At 55.0% G+C, this 17,060-nt stretch carries 16 protein-coding genes; 14 read left to right on the forward strand and 2 right to left on the reverse strand.

Features of this window, described 5'->3' with window-relative positions:
- Nucleotides 1-8 precede the first annotated feature (8 nt).
- Nucleotides 9-1,706 carry a DNA repair protein RecN gene (recN, locus tag FED52_RS05955; protein WP_138859275.1) on the forward strand — a complete coding sequence of 566 codons (1,698 nt, stop codon included), beginning with the start codon at nt 9-11 and terminating at the stop codon, nt 1,704-1,706.
- Nucleotides 1,707-2,438, forward strand: a complete 732-nt coding sequence (gene spo0A, locus FED52_RS05960) for a sporulation transcription factor Spo0A (protein WP_138859276.1) — start codon at nt 1,707-1,709, stop codon at nt 2,436-2,438.
- Between the two features lie 612 nt (nt 2,439-3,050).
- Here spo0A and FED52_RS05965 read toward each other — a convergent pair.
- Nucleotides 3,051-3,299 (reverse strand): DUF2627 family protein, encoded by a 249-nt coding sequence (locus tag FED52_RS05965; protein WP_034777970.1) that lies wholly within the window; start codon nt 3,297-3,299, stop codon nt 3,051-3,053.
- A gap of 130 nt (nt 3,300-3,429) precedes the next feature.
- On the opposite strand from FED52_RS05965, the gene FED52_RS05970 reads away from it, so the two are divergent.
- The 8 genes from FED52_RS05970 to FED52_RS06005 all read left to right on the forward strand — a co-directional run bounded on the left by FED52_RS05970 (nt 3,430) and on the right by FED52_RS06005 (nt 13,070).
- Complete coding sequence (locus tag FED52_RS05970; RefSeq protein WP_138859277.1) at nt 3,430-5,067, forward strand: sigma 54-interacting transcriptional regulator; 1,638 nt, start codon at nt 3,430-3,432, stop codon at nt 5,065-5,067.
- A 122-nt stretch (nt 5,068-5,189) separates the two neighbouring features.
- Nucleotides 5,190-6,086, forward strand: a complete 897-nt coding sequence (gene yqiS / locus FED52_RS05975) for a phosphate butyryltransferase (RefSeq protein ID WP_138859278.1) — start codon at nt 5,190-5,192, stop codon at nt 6,084-6,086.
- A gap of 24 nt (nt 6,087-6,110) precedes the next feature.
- Entirely contained in the window at nt 6,111-7,232 is a 1,122-nt protein-coding gene (locus tag FED52_RS05980) for a Glu/Leu/Phe/Val family dehydrogenase (protein ID WP_138859279.1), read from the forward strand.
- A gap of 1 nt (nt 7,233) precedes the next feature.
- Nucleotides 7,234-8,325, forward strand: coding sequence for a butyrate kinase (gene buk / locus FED52_RS05985; RefSeq protein ID WP_138859280.1), 1,092 nt, complete (start codon nt 7,234-7,236; stop codon nt 8,323-8,325).
- Nucleotides 8,309-9,718, forward strand: coding sequence for a dihydrolipoyl dehydrogenase (gene lpdA, locus FED52_RS05990; RefSeq protein WP_138859281.1), 1,410 nt, complete (start codon nt 8,309-8,311; stop codon nt 9,716-9,718). The genes buk and lpdA overlap by 17 nt, the downstream gene beginning before the upstream one ends.
- A gap of 21 nt (nt 9,719-9,739) precedes the next feature.
- Nucleotides 9,740-10,738, forward strand: coding sequence for a thiamine pyrophosphate-dependent dehydrogenase E1 component subunit alpha (locus tag FED52_RS05995; RefSeq protein ID WP_138860292.1), 999 nt, complete (start codon nt 9,740-9,742; stop codon nt 10,736-10,738).
- Entirely contained in the window at nt 10,738-11,715 is a 978-nt protein-coding gene (locus FED52_RS06000) for an alpha-ketoacid dehydrogenase subunit beta (protein WP_138859282.1), read from the forward strand. Before FED52_RS05995 ends, FED52_RS06000 begins: the two co-directional genes overlap by 1 nt.
- Nucleotides 11,716-11,726: 11 nt before the next feature.
- On the forward strand, nt 11,727-13,070 hold the full coding sequence (locus FED52_RS06005) for a dihydrolipoamide acetyltransferase family protein (RefSeq protein ID WP_138859283.1): 1,344 nt from the start codon (nt 11,727-11,729) through the stop codon (nt 13,068-13,070).
- 81 nt (nt 13,071-13,151) lie between these two features.
- Here the strand turns inward: FED52_RS06005 and FED52_RS06010 are convergent, their stop codons facing one another.
- The gene (locus FED52_RS06010; protein WP_138859284.1) at nt 13,152-13,928 is read right to left on the reverse strand and encodes a sporulation protein; all 777 of its coding nucleotides are present in this window, start codon (nt 13,926-13,928) and stop codon (nt 13,152-13,154) included.
- Nucleotides 13,929-14,027: 99 nt separating this feature from the next.
- Here FED52_RS06010 and FED52_RS06015 point away from each other — a divergent pair, with 99 nt between their 5' ends.
- The 4 genes from FED52_RS06015 to FED52_RS06030 all read left to right on the forward strand — a co-directional run bounded on the left by FED52_RS06015 (nt 14,028) and on the right by FED52_RS06030 (nt 17,045).
- The gene (locus FED52_RS06015; RefSeq protein WP_138859285.1) at nt 14,028-15,212 is read left to right on the forward strand and encodes a class I SAM-dependent methyltransferase; all 1,185 of its coding nucleotides are present in this window, start codon (nt 14,028-14,030) and stop codon (nt 15,210-15,212) included.
- 34 nt (nt 15,213-15,246) lie between these two features.
- Nucleotides 15,247-15,675 carry a BrxA/BrxB family bacilliredoxin gene (locus FED52_RS06020; RefSeq protein WP_034777946.1) on the forward strand — a complete coding sequence of 143 codons (429 nt, stop codon included), beginning with the start codon at nt 15,247-15,249 and terminating at the stop codon, nt 15,673-15,675.
- A gap of 55 nt (nt 15,676-15,730) precedes the next feature.
- A complete protein-coding gene (locus tag FED52_RS06025; RefSeq protein WP_138859286.1) occupies nt 15,731-16,072 on the forward strand; it encodes a DUF952 domain-containing protein in 342 nt (113 codons plus the stop codon).
- A 184-nt stretch (nt 16,073-16,256) separates the two neighbouring features.
- Nucleotides 16,257-17,045: a transporter substrate-binding domain-containing protein gene (locus tag FED52_RS06030; RefSeq protein WP_138860293.1), complete on the forward strand. Its 789-nt coding sequence runs from the start codon at nt 16,257-16,259 to the stop codon at nt 17,043-17,045.
- Nucleotides 17,046-17,060: the final 15 nt, after the last annotated feature.

The following is a 17,060-nucleotide window of genomic DNA, read 5'->3' on the forward strand; positions in this document are numbered from 1 at the left end:
ATTATCGTATGTTAGCAGAACTATCGATCAAACAATTTGCGATCATCGATGAACTGAATATCACGTTCAAACGTGGGATGACCGTATTGACAGGGGAGACCGGGGCCGGGAAGTCAATCTTACTCGACGCCATCGGTTTGCTCGTCGGGGGACGCGGCTCGAGCGAGTTCGTCCGTTACGGTCAAGACAAGGCGGAGATCGAAGGGCTGTTCATCGTCGAACCGGACCACCCGATCCTCGAGGCGGCGACCCAATACGGGATCGAGATCGAAGAAGGGACCGTCATTTTACGCCGCGACTTACATAGCAGCGGAAAGAGCGTATGCCGGGTCAACGGCAAGATGATGCCGCTATCGACGCTACGCGAACTCGGCCGACTGCTCGTCGATATCCATGGCCAGCACGAGCATCAGCACTTGATGGATGCCGAGTACCATCTCGGTATTTTGGACAGCTTTGCTGAATCCGAGCTCGCCCCGCTCCTCGAGCGATATCGCGAGGCTTACGTCGATTGGAAAAACGTCGCCGATGAGTTGAAACGGTTGAGTCAAAGTGAACAAGAGTTGGCCCAACGCATGGACTTGCTCGCGTTCCAGACGAATGAGATCGAGGCGGCCGAGCTGAAAGTCGGTGAAGAACAGGCGCTCACGGAGGAACGGAACGAGCTCGCCAACTTCGAGCGGATTCATCAGCACGTCCGGTTATCGTATGAGGCGGTCGCGGATGAGGCGAAAGGGCTCGACCAGATCGGCATCGCCATGCGCGAGATGGAGGAAGCCTCCGCATTGTCGACATCGCTCGCGCCGATGGCCGAGACGATCTCGAACGCTTACTTCTTGCTCGAAGACGCGAAATTTCAGTTGCGTGACCAGCTCGACTCGCTCGAATTCGATCCGATCCGGCTCGATGAGATCGAGACGCGGCTCGCTTTGTTCCAACAGCTGAAGCGGAAATACGGTGCCACGATCGACGAGGTCATCACGTACGGCGAAAAAATTGCCGATGAGTTAAAATCGATGACGAATCGGGAAGAACATTTGCAAGAACTATCGGACCGGCTCGCCCAGCTCGAACAAAAAGTACGTACGTCCGGGCTGACGCTATCGGCGGCCCGTAAACAAGCGGCTACCGAGCTCGAGAAGGCGATTCAGCGTGAATTGAAAGAATTATATATGGAGAAGACCCAGTTCGAAGTTCGGTTCAAAGAAGGACTGTTCAAGGCGGACGGGCTCGATCAAGTCGAATTCTATATGATGACGAACGTCGGGGAGCCTTTCAAGCCGCTCGCCAAAGTGGCCTCCGGCGGAGAATTGTCCCGCGTCATGCTCGCCTTGAAGTCGATTTTCTCGCGAACGGTCGGCGTCGCGTCGATCATTTTCGATGAAGTGGACACGGGTGTCTCGGGGCGGGTCGCCCAAGCGATGGGTGAGAAGATCTTCCGTCTGTCGGTCGGCTCACAAGTGCTCTGTATCACCCATTTGGCTCAAGTGGCCGCCATGGCAGATCAGCACTTGTACATCACGAAGACGGAGACGGATGATCGCACGAAGACGAACGTCTCCACGCTTGGTCATGCCGAACGAGTCGATGAGCTCGGGCGCATGATCGCCGGGGCGCAGATGACGGATTTGACGAAACAACATGTGGAGGAACTGCTCACTATGTCTCTCCAATTAAAACGGAAGTTTATCGAAGGGGTGTCTTAATTGATCACATTATGCATCGCGGACGACAATCGAGAAATCGTCGACTTGTTGACCCGACAACTCGAGTCCGAGGACGACTTAAAAGTCGTCGGGACCGCCTACGACGGCGAGGCATGCTTAGACGTCGTCAAGACACACCAGCCGGACGTGCTGCTGCTCGACATCATCATGCCGCACCTGGACGGCATCGGCGTCCTCGAACGGTTACAGACGGAATTGGCTCATGCCAAACCGGAAGTGATCATGCTCAGTGCGTTCGGGAAAGATGAAGTGACGAAACAGGCAGTTCAACTCGGCGCTTCTTACTTTTTAGTCAAGCCGTTCAACATTCAACAATTGATCACGAAAATCCGCGAACTCGCCGCTGGTTCGAGCCGAGAATTCGAGGCGATGTCGCCGGAAGAACTCGATATCTCGCTGTTGTTGCAACAACTCGGGATTTCACCGCGCATCAAAGGATTCAAATATATTCGTCAAGCCGTCGTCTACGTCCGGGAGCGCCAAGAGCTGCTCGGATTGATCACGAAGGAACTGTATCCGATGATCGCGAAAGAGCATGAGACGACGTCGTCCCGTGTCGAGCGGGCGATGCGCCATGCCATCAAGACGGCATGGGAGAACGGGATGCGCGACCATGAGATGTTCGATGGCCGGCCTGAGCGCGAGCGCAGTCCGAAAAACTCTGAATTCATTTCATATTTCGTCACGTATCAATCGTTTAAACAGAAATGACCGATCAGGGGGTTCTCCTCCTGATTTTCTTTAATATTGTGAAAGAAAGCGCTTGCAAAATTGCCGGAACTTGTTATAATAAAGGTGTACCAAGTTACTTGGACGAGCGTCAGATGAACGCTTTCTAACGTGTTCCGGAACAGGTTAGAGCAAGAAATCATCTCGGACCGCTATCCGTCAATAGCTCAGAGGTGGGAACGACATCTCAAATCGTCATCGTCCCGACGAGAGGTCGCGACGTACGCTCATTCGCGAGGCGATTCCGGCATCGGTTCGAAGCTAGGGACCGTGTTTGGGGAAAACGAATCGTTCAGTTCACCAAAAGGAGTGTTGTCAACCGTTGAACAGTTTATGGCAAGCGTTCGACTTCACGATGGATGGTTCGACATGACCCGATGACTATTTGTTAGTAACTCGAATGGGTACGTTTCCGTTCACGCAAGACGGCAGTTACTAATTTCTTTCAAACTTCTTCATTAAGAAGACCATTGGACCTCATGTCACAAGATTGTAGCAAGTAGGAGAGGAGATCATCCGTAGTGATCACAATTCAATACGAATAAAAAGGTTCCGCACTTGAAATGAAGTCAAGTTAGGGAACCTTTTTTGTGTTCAAGAATCTATTCGCGGGACTTTGCCTGTTTTCTTGTCACGATTGAAGATATAACCTGCCACAAAACCAATCCCGCCCATCGCGATCAACAGCCCGAACGTTCCTTGGAGCATCGAGGCGGCTGCCACCGACTCGATCCAAGAGAATGGGACGCTCGTTTTGAGGAAGAAACTGTCGCGAAGCAACTTGATGCCATAGACACCAAGTAGGCCAGGGATGATTAAGATCAGCAGTGCGATGATACGCATAGGATCTCCTCCTTAACACTCATTATTTTAACAGAAAATACATAGCTCGACACGGCCTTTTTTGTGAGGTTGCGAAATCAGTTCAGGTTCAGTAGCATGGATGCAGAACGGTAAAATGGGGGATATTAGAATGAATAAACGATTGATGATTGTCGGTGCGGGGAAAGGCGGGACCGAGGTGTTGAAGATGTTGCTCGACTCGCCGCTCGTCACCGTCGTCGCCGTCATCGACCCGGAAGCGATGGCCGAAGGCGTGCAGCTCGCGCGCAACCACGGGATTATGACGGCGGGGGATTGGCGGGTATGTGCTGCAACACGTCTCGATTTCGTGATCGAGACGACCGGACGCTCTGAGACGTTTGATGAGTTGAAAGAACATTTTGCGGACGCGGTCGTCTTGCCCGGGGAGTTCATCCGTATCGTCGTCGAACGGCTGAAGCAAAACCAACAGATGCTCGAGGCGATCATCGACTGTACGAGCGAGGCGATCTCGGTCGCCGACCACAACGGGAATACGATTTTAATCAACCCGTCCTATACGCGACTGACGGGATTCAAGAAAGAAGACGTCGTCGATAAGCCGGCGACGGCCGACATCGGCATGCAGGAGAGCGTTCACTTGAAAGTGCTGTCGACCGGGCAAGGAGTCCGCGATATCCGGATGCAAATCGGGGCGACGCGGCGCGACATTCTCGTCAATGCCGAACCGATTATCGTCGAAGGGAAACTGCGCGGGTCGGTCGGTGTGATCCGGGACGTGTCTCAAATCCGGGCGCTCCGTGACGAGCTGCAAGAAGCGAAGACGCGTATCCGCAACCTTGAGGCGAAATACCAGTTTGCCGACATCATCGCGTCGAGCGACGCGATGCGCTTCGTCATCGAACAGGCCCGCCTCGCCGCGGTCACGCCGGTCACCGTCCTCATTCGCGGGGAGTCGGGAACAGGTAAGGAGTTGTTCGCCCATGCGATCCACGGAGAGTCTCCGCGGAAATATAAAAAGTTCGTCCGCGTCAATTGCGCGGCCATCTCCCCGACGCTCCTCGAGAGTGAGTTGTTCGGTTATGAGGACGGTGCCTTCAGTGGGGCGAAACGTGGTGGGAAGGTCGGCTATTTCGAAGAGGCCGATGGCGGCTCACTCTTCTTAGACGAAATTGGCGAACTGCCGGTCGACGTCCAAGTCAAACTCCTCCGTGTCCTGCAGGAACATGAGATCGTCCGGGTCGGGGGCACGAATGCGATTCCGGTCGACGTCCGCATCATCGCGGCGACGAACGCCGACCTCGAACAGAAAGTGGCGGACGGCACGTTCCGTGAAGACTTGTACTATCGGATCAATCGGATGCCGATTCATATCCCGCCGCTCCGGGACCGGCTTGAAGAAGTCGAGCCGCTCTGTGAGCGCATCGTCCGTAAATTGAATCAAGAGTACGGCCGCAGTGTGCGCGGTGTGAACCGTGAGGCGACCGAACTGCTGAAGAGCCAATACTGGAAAGGCAACGTCCGTGAACTCGAGAACGTGCTCGGCCGGGCGATGATCTATATGGCGAGCAGCGAACAGTGGATCGCCCCGCACCATCTTCAACTCTCAGCCCGTGTCCCGTCGACACGACCGACCGACGCGCTTTCCTTGCAAGACGCCGTCGCACGTTACGAACGAGATTTGATTGAACGGGCGATCGAGGAAGCGGACGGCAACAAGTCGGAAGCGGCTCGTCGATTACACATCTCGATCCGAACGCTGTATAATAAACTTGAACGTCTGCAATAAATTACCTGCACTTTTTTTCATACCATGCAATAATGTGCGTAATGTGCAACTGATTAAAGCGCTTTCAAAAATGGAAACAATCTTGCATGATAGTAAGTGAAGACAGGCAAGGGGGGACACGCATGAATTTTGAACGGATGCTCGAACAAGCGAAACAACTGAACGGGCGCACCGTCTCGATCGCCGGGGCGGCCGACGTAGAAGTCATCCGCGCCGTCAAGCTCGCGACCGATCACGGATTGTCTCGGTTCAAACTGATCGGGGAGGCCCGAGAGATTAAACGATTGTGTGATGATCACGGCATCGACGAGGACGCGGTCGACATCATCCACGTCAAAGGCGACAAAGAGATTGCCAAACGGGCCACACTCGCCGTCAAAACGGGGGAAGCCGATGTGCTCATGAAAGGAATGGTCGCGACGTCGACGTTCATGAAAGCCGTGCTCAGCCGGGAGACGGGGCTGAGGACGAACCGGACGCTCAGCCATATCGCCCTGTTCCAAATCCCGAATCGGGACCGGCTGATCGGGGTGACCGACGCGGCGATCCATATCGCGCCGACACTCGATGAAAAAGTCGACATCATTCATAACGCCGTGGCGGCGATGCATGACATCGGTTACGCGTCGCCGAAAGTGGCCGCCATCGCGGCGGTCGAAGTCGTCAATCCGCAGATGACGGCGACACTGGACGCCGCACTGCTCAGTCAGATGAACCGGCGCGGACAAATCAAAGGTTGTATCGTCGACGGGCCGCTCGCGCTCGATAACGCCGTCGACATGGTCGCGGCCAAACAGAAAGGCATCGCCAGCGACGTCGCCGGACAAGCCGACCTATTGCTCGTCCCATACATAGAGGTCGGCAACGTCCTTTATAAGTCGATGATGTACTTTGCCGGAGCAAGTGTGGCGGCCATCGTCGTCGGCGCGGCCGCCCCGGTCGTCTTGACGAGTCGGGCCGATACGGCCGAGGCCAAGCTGTACTCACTCGCGTTCGCATTACTGCACGCCAAAAAATAAACTACGCATATGGAGGAATCATCAATGATGGAAACTAACATGGAACCACGCTTTCGTATTTTCGACGTCTTACATGCTGAAGACTATGAGCAAATCGTCTTCTGTCAAGATCAGGCATCGGGATTGAAGGCGATTATCGCGATTCATGATACGACGCTCGGACCGGCTCTCGGGGGGCTGCGGATGTGGAACTACGCTTCAGAAGAAGAGGCGCTCACGGACGTTCTCCGTCTCGCCAAAGGGATGACGTATAAGAACGCGGCGGCGGGACTCAACCTTGGTGGCGGGAAGGCCGTCATCATCGGCAATGCGAAGACGGACAAATCAGAGGCGTTGTTCCGTGCATTCGGTCGTTACGTGCAATCGCTCAGCGGGCGCTACATCACGGCCGAGGACGTCAATACGTCGGTCGCCGATATGGACTTCATCCACATGGAAACGGATTACGTGACCGGTGTCAGCCCGGCGTTCGGGTCGAGCGGCAACCCATCACCGGTGACGGCGTATGGCGTGTATCGCGGCATGAAGGCGGCAGCGAAATGGAAGTTCGGTTCGGATTCGCTCGCCGGCAAGACGGTCGCCGTCCAAGGGGTCGGGAACGTCGCCTATAACTTGTGCCGCCACTTACATGAAGAAGGGGCACACTTGGTCGTCACCGACATCAACGAAGAGGCGCTCAAACGGGCCGAGACGGACTTCGGCGCGACGGTCGTCAAGCCGGACGAGATTTATGCGGTCGATTGTGACATCTTCGCCCCGTGTGCGCTCGGTGCGGTCATCAATGATAAGACGATTCCGATGCTCAAAGCCCAAATCGTCGCCGGAGCGGCGAACAACCAGCTCGCTGAGGATCGTCACGGGGACGTGCTCGAGGAGCGCGGTATCCTTTACGCCCCAGACTTCGTCATCAACGCGGGCGGTGTCATCAACGTGGCCGACGAGCTCGAAGGCTATAACCGCGAGCGGGCGATGAAGAAAGTCGAGCTCATTTACGACAACATGCAGCGCGTCTTCGAGATTGCCGAACGGGACGGGGTACCGACCCACGTCGCGGCCGAGAAGATGGCTGAAGAGCGCATTCAGATGATGGCACGTTCACGCAGCCAGTTCTTGAAAGTCGAAAAGAGTCTGTTAGGTGGTCGCTAAAATGACAAGACAGCTCATTCTTGCCATCAACCCTGGTTCGACTTCGACGAAGGTCGGCTTGTTTGACGGAGCGGTCGAGATCATGTCTCGGACCGTCCGTCATGGGGCCGACGTCACAGGATTGTCAATTCCGAAGCAACTTTCGCATCGGGAACGGGAAGTACGAGCCTTGTTGGCCGAGACGGGCATCGCGGGCGAGGACTTGTCCGCGATCGTCGGTCGCGGTGGCTTGCTTGCCCCGATGACGTCGGGGACGTACGCCGTCAATCCGCTCATGCAGGAAGACTTGGCGAGCGGACGTTTCGGCATGCACGCCTCGAACTTGGGCGGTTTGCTCGCCCACAAGCTCGGTGAGTTATTTCAAGTACCGAATTTTATCGTTGACCCAGTAGTCGTCGACGAGCTCGGACCGCTCGCGCGACCAACGGGAATGCCTGAAATCAACCGACGCAGCATCTTCCACGCCTTGAACCAAAAAGCGGTCGCGAAGCGTTTTGCCGCCGAAAATGGAAGCGATTACAAAGAACTCAACCTAATCATCGCTCACCTCGGAGGCGGCATCACGGTCGGCGCCCATGCCAAAGGGACGGTCATCGATGTGAACAACGGACTCGATGGCGACGGACCGCTCGCGCCGGAACGAGCCGGTTCGATTCCTGTTGGACAGGTAGTAGAACTATGTTATAGTACCAGGTATAAAGAGTCGGAAATGAAACAAAAAATCGTCGGACGCGGTGGTTTGTTTGCCCACCTCGGGACGTTCGACGCGATCGAGATCGAACAGCGGATGGCAGACGGTGATGAGCAAGCCGCACTCCTTTACGAGACGATGGCGTACCGGGTCGCCCAAGAAATCGCCAAACATGGCGCCACCTTATTTGGTGACGTCGACGCGATTCTGTTGACGGGCGGCATCGCCTATTCGACTTGGCTGACCGAGCAAATCAGTGCGCGCGTCGGCTATTTGGCGCCGGTCCACATCTATCCTGGTGAAGATGAGTTGAAGGCACTCGCCGAAGGCGCACTCCGGGCCATCCGACAAGAAGAAGCAGTTCGAGAATATGAGGGGGATACACATGGCACGAGAATTTGAGATCGCCGTCATCGGCGGCGGTCCTGGCGGATATGTCGCGGCCATCAAGGCGGCCCAAGCCGGTAAAACTGTCGCAATCGTGGAGGCCGAGAAACTCGGCGGGACATGTCTACATAAAGGCTGCATCCCGACGAAGGCGTTGTTGAAAGCGGCCCACGTCTATCAGACGGCGAAACATGGGAGCGCCTACGGCGTCGAGACGGGAACGGTCACGTTCAACATGGAACGCGCCCAGTCGTTCAAACGCGATTTGGTCGCAGGGCTTGAGAAAGGCATCGAGCACTTGATGAAACAAGGCAAGATCGAGGTATTCCGCGGCAAGGCCTCGATTTTAGGGCCGAGCATCTTCTCGCCGCAGCCGGGAACGGTCGCGGTCGAGGACAGCTCGGGCGAGTCTGAGCTCATCTTGCCGAACCAGCTCATCATCGCGACGGGGTCGATTCCGCGCGAACTGCCTGGTCTGCCGTTTGACCATACACGGATTTTAAACTCGGACGACCTGCTCCAATTCGAACAGTTGCCGGCATCGATCGCCATCGTTGGCGGTGGGGTCATCGGTGTCGAATGGGCCTCGATGCTCATCGACCTCGACGTTGACGTCACCTTGATCGAAGTCGGAGAGCGACTGTTGCCGCTCGAAGACAAGGCGGTGTCACGGGAAGTCGAACGACTCCTGAAAAAACGGGGCGTCCGTGTGTTGAAGAACGTCACTGTCGATCCGGAGCGTACAGAAGTAGCAACCGATGCCGTCTCGCTCGCGGTCGGCGAAGAGACGATCTCGGTCGAGTGTGTGCTCGTCTCGGTCGGACGGGTCGCCAATACGGAACATCTCGGGTTACAGAACACATCGATTGTCGTCGAGAACGGTGTCATCCAAGTCGATGAGCAGTATCGGACGAAAGAACGTCACATCTTCGCCATCGGGGACTGCATCGGCAAGCTCCAGCTCGCCCATGTCGCCTCAGCGGAAGGTGTCAAGGCGGTCGAGACGATTCTCGGTCACGAGCCGACTCCGCTCGATTATGCGTTGATCCCGCGTTGCGTCTACGGGGTGCCGGAAGTCGCATCGGTCGGCATGACCGAGGAAGCGGCCAAAGCGGCCGGTCATGAAGTGAAGACGGGCACGTATCGTTTCAACGGCCTCGGCAAGGCCCGCATCGAAGGACCGGCGGACGGATTCGTCAAGCTCGTGTCCGACAAGTCGACCGACGACCTGCTCGGTGTGCATATCGTCGGGCCAAAAGCGACAGAACTGATCACAGAAGGCGGACTCGCTCTCGTCTTGAACGCCACGGCATGGGAAATGGGCCAACTCGTCCATCCTCACCCGGCGCTTAGCGAAGCGTTCCAAGAAGCGGCACTGGCCGTTGACGGATTACCGATTCACGCCTAAGGAGGAAACAGAATGGAACAGATGACTGTGAATTCATATGAGGAACTAGGATTGACGAAACAAGACCTCGGTGCGATGTACGAGACGATGGTCCGCGCCCGTAAAATCGATGAGCGCATGTGGAAATTGAACCGTGCCGGAAAAATCCCGTTCGTCGTCTCGTGTCAAGGACAAGAGGCGGCCCAAGTCGGGGCAGCGTTCGCGCTTGAGAAAGGGACGGACTATATTCTCCCGTATTACCGCGATGTCGCCGTTGTCCTCCACTTCGGACAGACGGCTCGCGACTTGATGTTGTCGGCGTTCGCCAAGGCGGAAGACCCGAACTCGGGCGGTCGTCAGATGCCAGGGCATTTCGGTTCAAAACAGCACCGCATTGTGACGGGTTCGTCTCCTGTGACGACGCAAGTACCGCATGCGGTCGGTGTAGCGCTCGCCGCCAAACTGAAAAATGAAGAGCTCGTCACATTCGTATCGTTTGGAGAAGGCTCATCGAACCAAGGCGACTTCCACGAAGGTGCAAACTTCGCCGGTGTCCACAAGCTACCGGTCATCTTGTTCTGTGAGAACAACAAATATGCCATCTCGGTACCGCTCTCGAAGCAGCTCGCTTGTGAGCGTGTATCGGACCGCGCCAAAGGTTACGGGATGCCGGGCGTCACGGTCGATGGGACAGATCCGATTGCCGTCTATGTCGCCGTGAAAGAAGCCCGCGACCGCGCTCTTCGCGGCGAAGGCCCGACGCTCATCGAAGCCGAAGTCGAACGTCTCGTACCGCACTCGTCGGATGACGATGACAAAGCGTACCGCTCGTTCGAAGAGTTGGCTGACCTTAAAAATCGCGACGGGAATCAATTGTTCCGGAAGCGTTTGATTGAGGATGGCGTCATGACCGAGGAAGAACTCGCAGAGATCGAGGCAAACGTCGATCGTGAAGTCAATGAGGCGACTGCGTACGCCGACAAGGCACCCTATGCGTCTCCTGAATCGACGATGGACCATGTGTACGAGGAGGAAATGTGATGAAAACGTTTATTGAAGCGATCAATGAAGCGATTCATGAAGAGATGGAACGCGATGAGAACGTCTTCGTGCTCGGGGAAGATGTCGGCGTCCGAGGCGGTGTGTTCCGCGCGACCCAAGGCTTGATTGAGAAGTACGGCGAGGACCGCGTCATCGATGCGCCACTCGCCGAGAGCGCAATCGCAGGTGTCGGAATCGGAGCGGCCATGTATGGCATGCGTCCGATTGCCGAAATGCAATTCGCCGACTTCATCATGCCGGCGGTCAACCAAATCGTCTCGGAAGCGGCGAAAATCCGCTATCGTTCAAATAACGATTGGACGTGCCCGATGGTCATCCGTGCACCGTTCGGCGGTGGAATCCATGGTGCGCTCTATCACTCTCAATCGGTCGAGGCGATGTTCAACTCGACGCCTGGACTCAAGGTCGTCATCCCGTCCGATCCGGTCGATGCGAAAGGGTTGCTTAAGGCAGCCATTCGTTCGAATGACCCGGTTCTCTTCTTTGAGCACAAACGGGCGTATCGTCTATTGAAGTCGGAACTCCCGACCGAAGAGTATACGGTCGAGATCGGCAAGGCCGCCGTCAAGCGGGAAGGTGACGATATCACGATCATCACGTACGGTCTGTGCGTCCACATGGCCCAGGAAGCGGCGAAGACGCTTGAAGCCGAAGGGGTCAGCACGCACATCCTCGATTTGCGCACAATTTATCCGCTCGACCAAGACGCCATCGTCGAATCCGTCAAGAAAACCGGGAAAGTGCTCCTCGTCACCGAGGACAATAAAGAAGGCAGCATCATCGGGGAAGTCGCGGCCATCATCGCTGAGAAAGCACTATTTGAACTCGATGCGCCGATCGAACGTCTGGCGGGACCGGACGTTCCGTCGATGCCGTATGCACCACCGATGGAGAAATTCTTCATCGTCTCCCCTGAAAAAATCGCGGAGCGGGCACGTCAGCTCGCCGCCTTTTAAGGAGGGGTCATATGGAACAGACAATTAAAATGCCACAGCTCGGGGAAAGTGTCACCGAGGGGACGATCACGACGTTTCTCGTCAAACCAGGTGACCGCGTCGAGGAGTATGAGCCGCTCGCCGAGGTCATGACCGATAAAGTGACGGCTGAGATCCCGGCGACGAGTGCCGGCGTCGTGAAAGAAATGTTAATCAGTGAAGGGGACACGGTCGCCGTCGGCACGCCAGTCCTCATCATGGAAGTCGAAGGTGCCGAGTCTACACCGGCAAAAGCAGAACCGAAAGCAGAACCGGCACAAGTCGAATCGGCCCCGGTCGAGACGAAGCAAGCGGTCACTGCCGCGTCGGCCGCCCCGCGAAAACAGAATAATGGACGTTTCTCGCCGGCGGTCATCCGACTCGCCAATGAGAATGCGATCGACTTGAACGAGCTCGACGGCAGCGGCCTCGGTGGTCGCATCACGCGCAAAGATGTCCTCCGCTACTTGTCAGAAGGTCGTCCGGTCAAACCGGAAGCGGCGACGCAGACGCCAGTCCAAGAGACGATGACCCAAGTGAAGCTCGAAGTGCCTGAAACAGTTGCTGCCCCGGCTGTAACGCCAGCTGCCCCGGCTGTAACGCCAGCTGCTACGACTTCTGCTGACGTCTCAACGGACCGCGTCGAGTTGATTCCGACGGCCGGTGTCCGTCAAGCGATCGCGAGCAACATGGTCCGCTCGAAACATGAGGCCCCGCATGCGTGGCTCATGATCGAGGTCGATGTGACGAACCTCGTCTCAGCGCGGGCCAAGTTGAAAGACGAGTTCTTCAAGCGCGAAGGTGTCAAACTGACATTCATGCCGTTCTTTATGAAGGCGGCGATCGAGGCGTTGAAAAAACATCCGATGATGAACTCGGAATGGGCGGGCGATCACATCAAAGTCCATCAAGATATCCATCTGTCGGTCGCCGTCGCAGCGAACGACGCCCTCTACGTCCCGGTCATCAAACATGCGGACGAGAAGAACATCAAAGGGCTCGCTGTCGCCCTTCAAGACGTGGCGGCCCGTGCCCGCGGCAACCGTTTGAAAGCGGACGAGATGCGCGGTGGCACGTTCACGATCAACAATACGGGTGCGTTCGGTTCGATTCAATCGGCGCCGATCTTGAACTATCCGCAAGCGGCCATCCTGTCGGTCGAGTCAATCGTGAAACGTCCCGTTTGGGTGAATGGGATGTTCGCAGCGCGTGATATGGTCAACTTGTGTATGTCGGTCGACCACCGTGTCCTCGACGGTCTCGTCGCCGGTCAATTCTTGCAGGCGATCAAGCAGTCGCTCGAATCGATCGATCCAGACACGTATACGCTCTATTGATTCACGTCCTGCCTTCGATCGAGGGCAGGATTTTTCATATGGAAAATAAAAAAGCCACGGAATTTTCCGTGGCAACATGGTTCAGATGGAACGTTCAATCAATGCCTCGAGATCGCGGCGAATCCGTTCGGGCGAGGCGAGCTCGGTGTTCGTATAGCTGAGTCGGTGCGTCGACTCGTCGGTCCCCGTCAAGTCGGCGAACAGGCTGCCGAGATTATGGACGCTCTTGTCGACTTGAATCAATAAGTCTAGAGACGACTCCGTTTGGAGCATGACGACTTCGAGCTCATCGAGTTTGCGTCCATAGCTCGTTCCGTTCGGTGAATATTCGAGTTCTTGGGCAATCGGGAGACGGCCGGAACGATGGCGGGCCGGGAGCATCTCCGTATCAGCCTTCTTCAAGCGGAAGCCGATGTCGTCGAGCACGTCGAGGACGACCTGTTGAGCGTGGTTCGGTTTGACGAGAATCGAGTCCTCGTCTTTCGGGTCGACGGCCTGGGCGATATCGAGACCGGTCTCAATCCACGATTTCGATTGGCTGACCGAAATCGGCGTGTTGAACGGCACGTCGATCGTGAACGGGATTTCTTTCACTTCGTCGGGACCAATCATGAACGGCGCTTCGTTCAACAAAATCTTCTCAATCGTGAACGTCGAGTACGTTGTCTTGTCGTTCACCTCATGCTTATAGAGCGTGTTGAAGAAGATGTAAATCCGGTCGACCGATTGCTCGGTGCTGCCGCCCTTGATATGGACGACACCATCGAGCGTCCCGCCTGGCACACAGGCGTTCTCCGCGAGCCGTGTATCGACCGTCGCGGCACCGATCCCAATCGATGATAATAACTTTTTGAACATACAATAATCCTCCTTTGACGTTTGCACGTGTTCGTGTAATAGTATGTACGAATACACGTGAACAAAAGTTTCGAAACTATTGAAAAAAGGATGAACGCAGTGGAATATACAGAGTTAAAACAGCGACTCGCTGATGTGATTCGCCAGAACGAGCTCGTGACGGCGACAATCAGCCAACCGCGTCAAAAGTCGAACGATTTGCGCCGGGTCAAATTGAAGCCGGTCCTGTTGAAAGGCGAGTACCATATACAGTTCGAATACCAATTTGAACGGGTGATGAAACATAAAAATCTCACACCGGACGAGGCGGTCATCGAGCTCGATGAATTGCTCGAGACGTTCCGCCAAGGTCAGTTCCAGTTGACGGCGTCCGAGGTCCACTTTCAACTGTCTAAAAAGTTCAAAGTGACGTTCAAAGAACGTGAGACGGCCGTCAAACAAGTGAAGCTGAACCATAACCGCGAGAAGCAGTATGTGTTACCGCTCGATGAACCGGTACCGTTCCTCATCCGCCTCGGCGTCCAGTCCGAGGACGGAAAAGTGAAGCGTCAAAAATACGACAAGTTCAAACAAATCAACCGCTTCCTCGAGTTTATCGAAGACTCAATCAAACATTTACCGACCGACCGGACCGTCCGGATTCTCGATTTCGGCTCAGGGAAGTCATATTTGACGTTCGCCCTCTATCACTTCTTGCATGAAATGAAAGGCTATGACGTCCATATCACAGGGCTCGATTTGAAGAAGGAAGTCATCGAAGAATGTGCCGGGATTGCCCGTGACCTCGGCTATGAGCGCCTCGAGTTTCTCGTCGGGGACATCAACGAGTTCGAAGGCGAGACGGCGGTCGATATGGTCGTCACGCTTCATGCCTGTGACGTCGCGACGGACATGGCGCTCGCCCGGGCCGTTCGCTGGGGAGCTAAAGTCATCTTGAGCGTCCCTTGTTGTCAAAAAGAATTGAATCGTCAACTCGAGGCGCCGAGCCTCGACGTCATGCTGCAGCATGGACTCGTCAAAGAACGGTTCGCGGCGCTCGCCACCGATTCGATTCGGGCCGAATTACTTGGACTCGTCGGCTATGAGGCGCAACTGCTCGAGTTCATCGACATGGAGCACACGCCGAAAAACATCCTGATTCGGGCGTATCTCACGAACCGGGAAGCGACCGCTGAAGCGCGGGCCCGCTATGTGGCCTTCAAGACGCTGTTGAACGCGACACCGTTCCTCGAAGGACAATTGAGCGATAGACTTGTCCTAACCGATCCACTAGACGTAAAATAAGAAAGAACAGACGCAAGTCGAAAGGGGAAACAATATGGATTTTCAATTATACTTTCAAGATGTAGTCGAACAAGCTCGCAATGAGGTACGCGCTGCAGGGTACACAGAACTCACGACACCGGAAGAAGTCGACGCGGCGTTAACAAAAGAAGGCAAAACGCTCGTGCTCGTCAACTCGGTATGTGGCTGTGCTGGTGGCATCGCTCGTCCGGCAGCAGCGTACGTGAACAAGATGGAAGGCGTCAAACCGGACCAGTTCGTGACTGTGTTCGCGGGTCAAGACCGTGAAGCGACGGACCGGGCCCGTGAATACTTCGAAGGTTACGCCCCGTCGTCACCATCGATCGCGCTGTTAGAAGACGGCAATATTGTCACGATGGTCGAACGGAGCACGATCGAGTCATCGACGGCCGAAGAGCTCGTCGAGCAGTTACAGACGTTGTTCGATATTTACTACGCCTAAGAAGTGAGCGCAGAGGCATTGCCTTTGCGCTTTTCCTTAAGAAGGGATCGATGAGATGGAACCAGTCGTCAAAATCATGAGCGAGGCCGAATATACGATTGCTTTGTCGCGCGGCGAGATCAACGAGCCGACCCTCCAGACGGAAGGTTATATTCGTTGTTGCACCCCGCAACAGATCGGCAAATTCGTGCGTCGACATTATCATGGGGAGCGAGTCGTGCTCGTCTCGTTCCATGTCGGACGTCTCGGCGGCCTGCTCCACTACGAGTTTGACGAGGACGGGGAACGCTATCCCCACGTGTATAGCGCCATCCCGATCGCGTCGGTCAAACGGGTGCAGCCCTACGGCTCTCGCGACAACGGTACGGTCACTTATTTTGCTTACGAGCGAATGTGACCGTATTTTTTTTATATTTTATGCATGAATATACTTTACAAGTAATAATTATGTGTATATAGTGGTTGAAGAACAAGTCGGACATATGATGAGTTGAAGAACAGTTGAGCACTATTCACATATATGTCATAATTTTTTTAAAGTTCTGATAATTTCATCCTATATGAAGAAAGGGACGATGAATATGAAAAAAGGTTTTCTAGCATTATGTATCGCAAGTCTTGCCGCTTTCACGGTAGCTTGTGGGGCAGACGTGAACGAAGGAGGTTCGACGTCGACCGATGAGAAGGATAAAGTCATCGTCATGGGGACGAGTGCGGACTACTTCCCATATGAGTTCGTCGATACGGCGAACGGCGACGAGATCGTCGGTTTCGATATCGACATCGCCAAGCAAGTGGCCGAGAACATGGGCTATGAATTGAAAATTGAAGACATGGATTTCGGTAGCCTACTCGGGGCGCTGAACGCTGGCCGTGTCGATTTCGTCATGGCAGGTATGACACCGACAGAAGAACGAAAAGAGAACGCTGATTTCTCAGACATCTACTTCACGGCGAAGAACTTGATCTTGTCAAAAGGGGATGCCATCCAGTCGCTTGAAGATTTAGACGGGAAACAAGTCGGGGTCCAACTTGGTTCGATTCAAGAAGGAATCGCTAAAGAACAAATCCCGGGCGCTGAAATTGTCGCCTTGAACAAGATCCCGGAGATCATCCAGGAAATCAAGACTGGTCGCATCGATGCAATGGTCATCGAGGATACGGTCGCGAAGAAATACCTCGACCAAGACAGCGAACTTTCAACGTTTGAAATCGTCGACGAGGAAGAGGCCGGTTCTGCCGCCGCCTTCCGTAAGGACGATGAGCTCCGCGATCAATTCAATGAAGAATTGAACAAGATGATTGATTCAGGAGAAATCGAGAAGTTGGCACAAAAATGGTTCGAACAAGAAGCAGCACCAGCTGAATAAAGATTGAAGAAGGCT

Source organism: Exiguobacterium mexicanum (genome assembly GCF_005960665.1).
Classification (GTDB): Bacteria; Bacillota; Bacilli; order Exiguobacteriales; family Exiguobacteriaceae; genus Exiguobacterium; species Exiguobacterium mexicanum_A.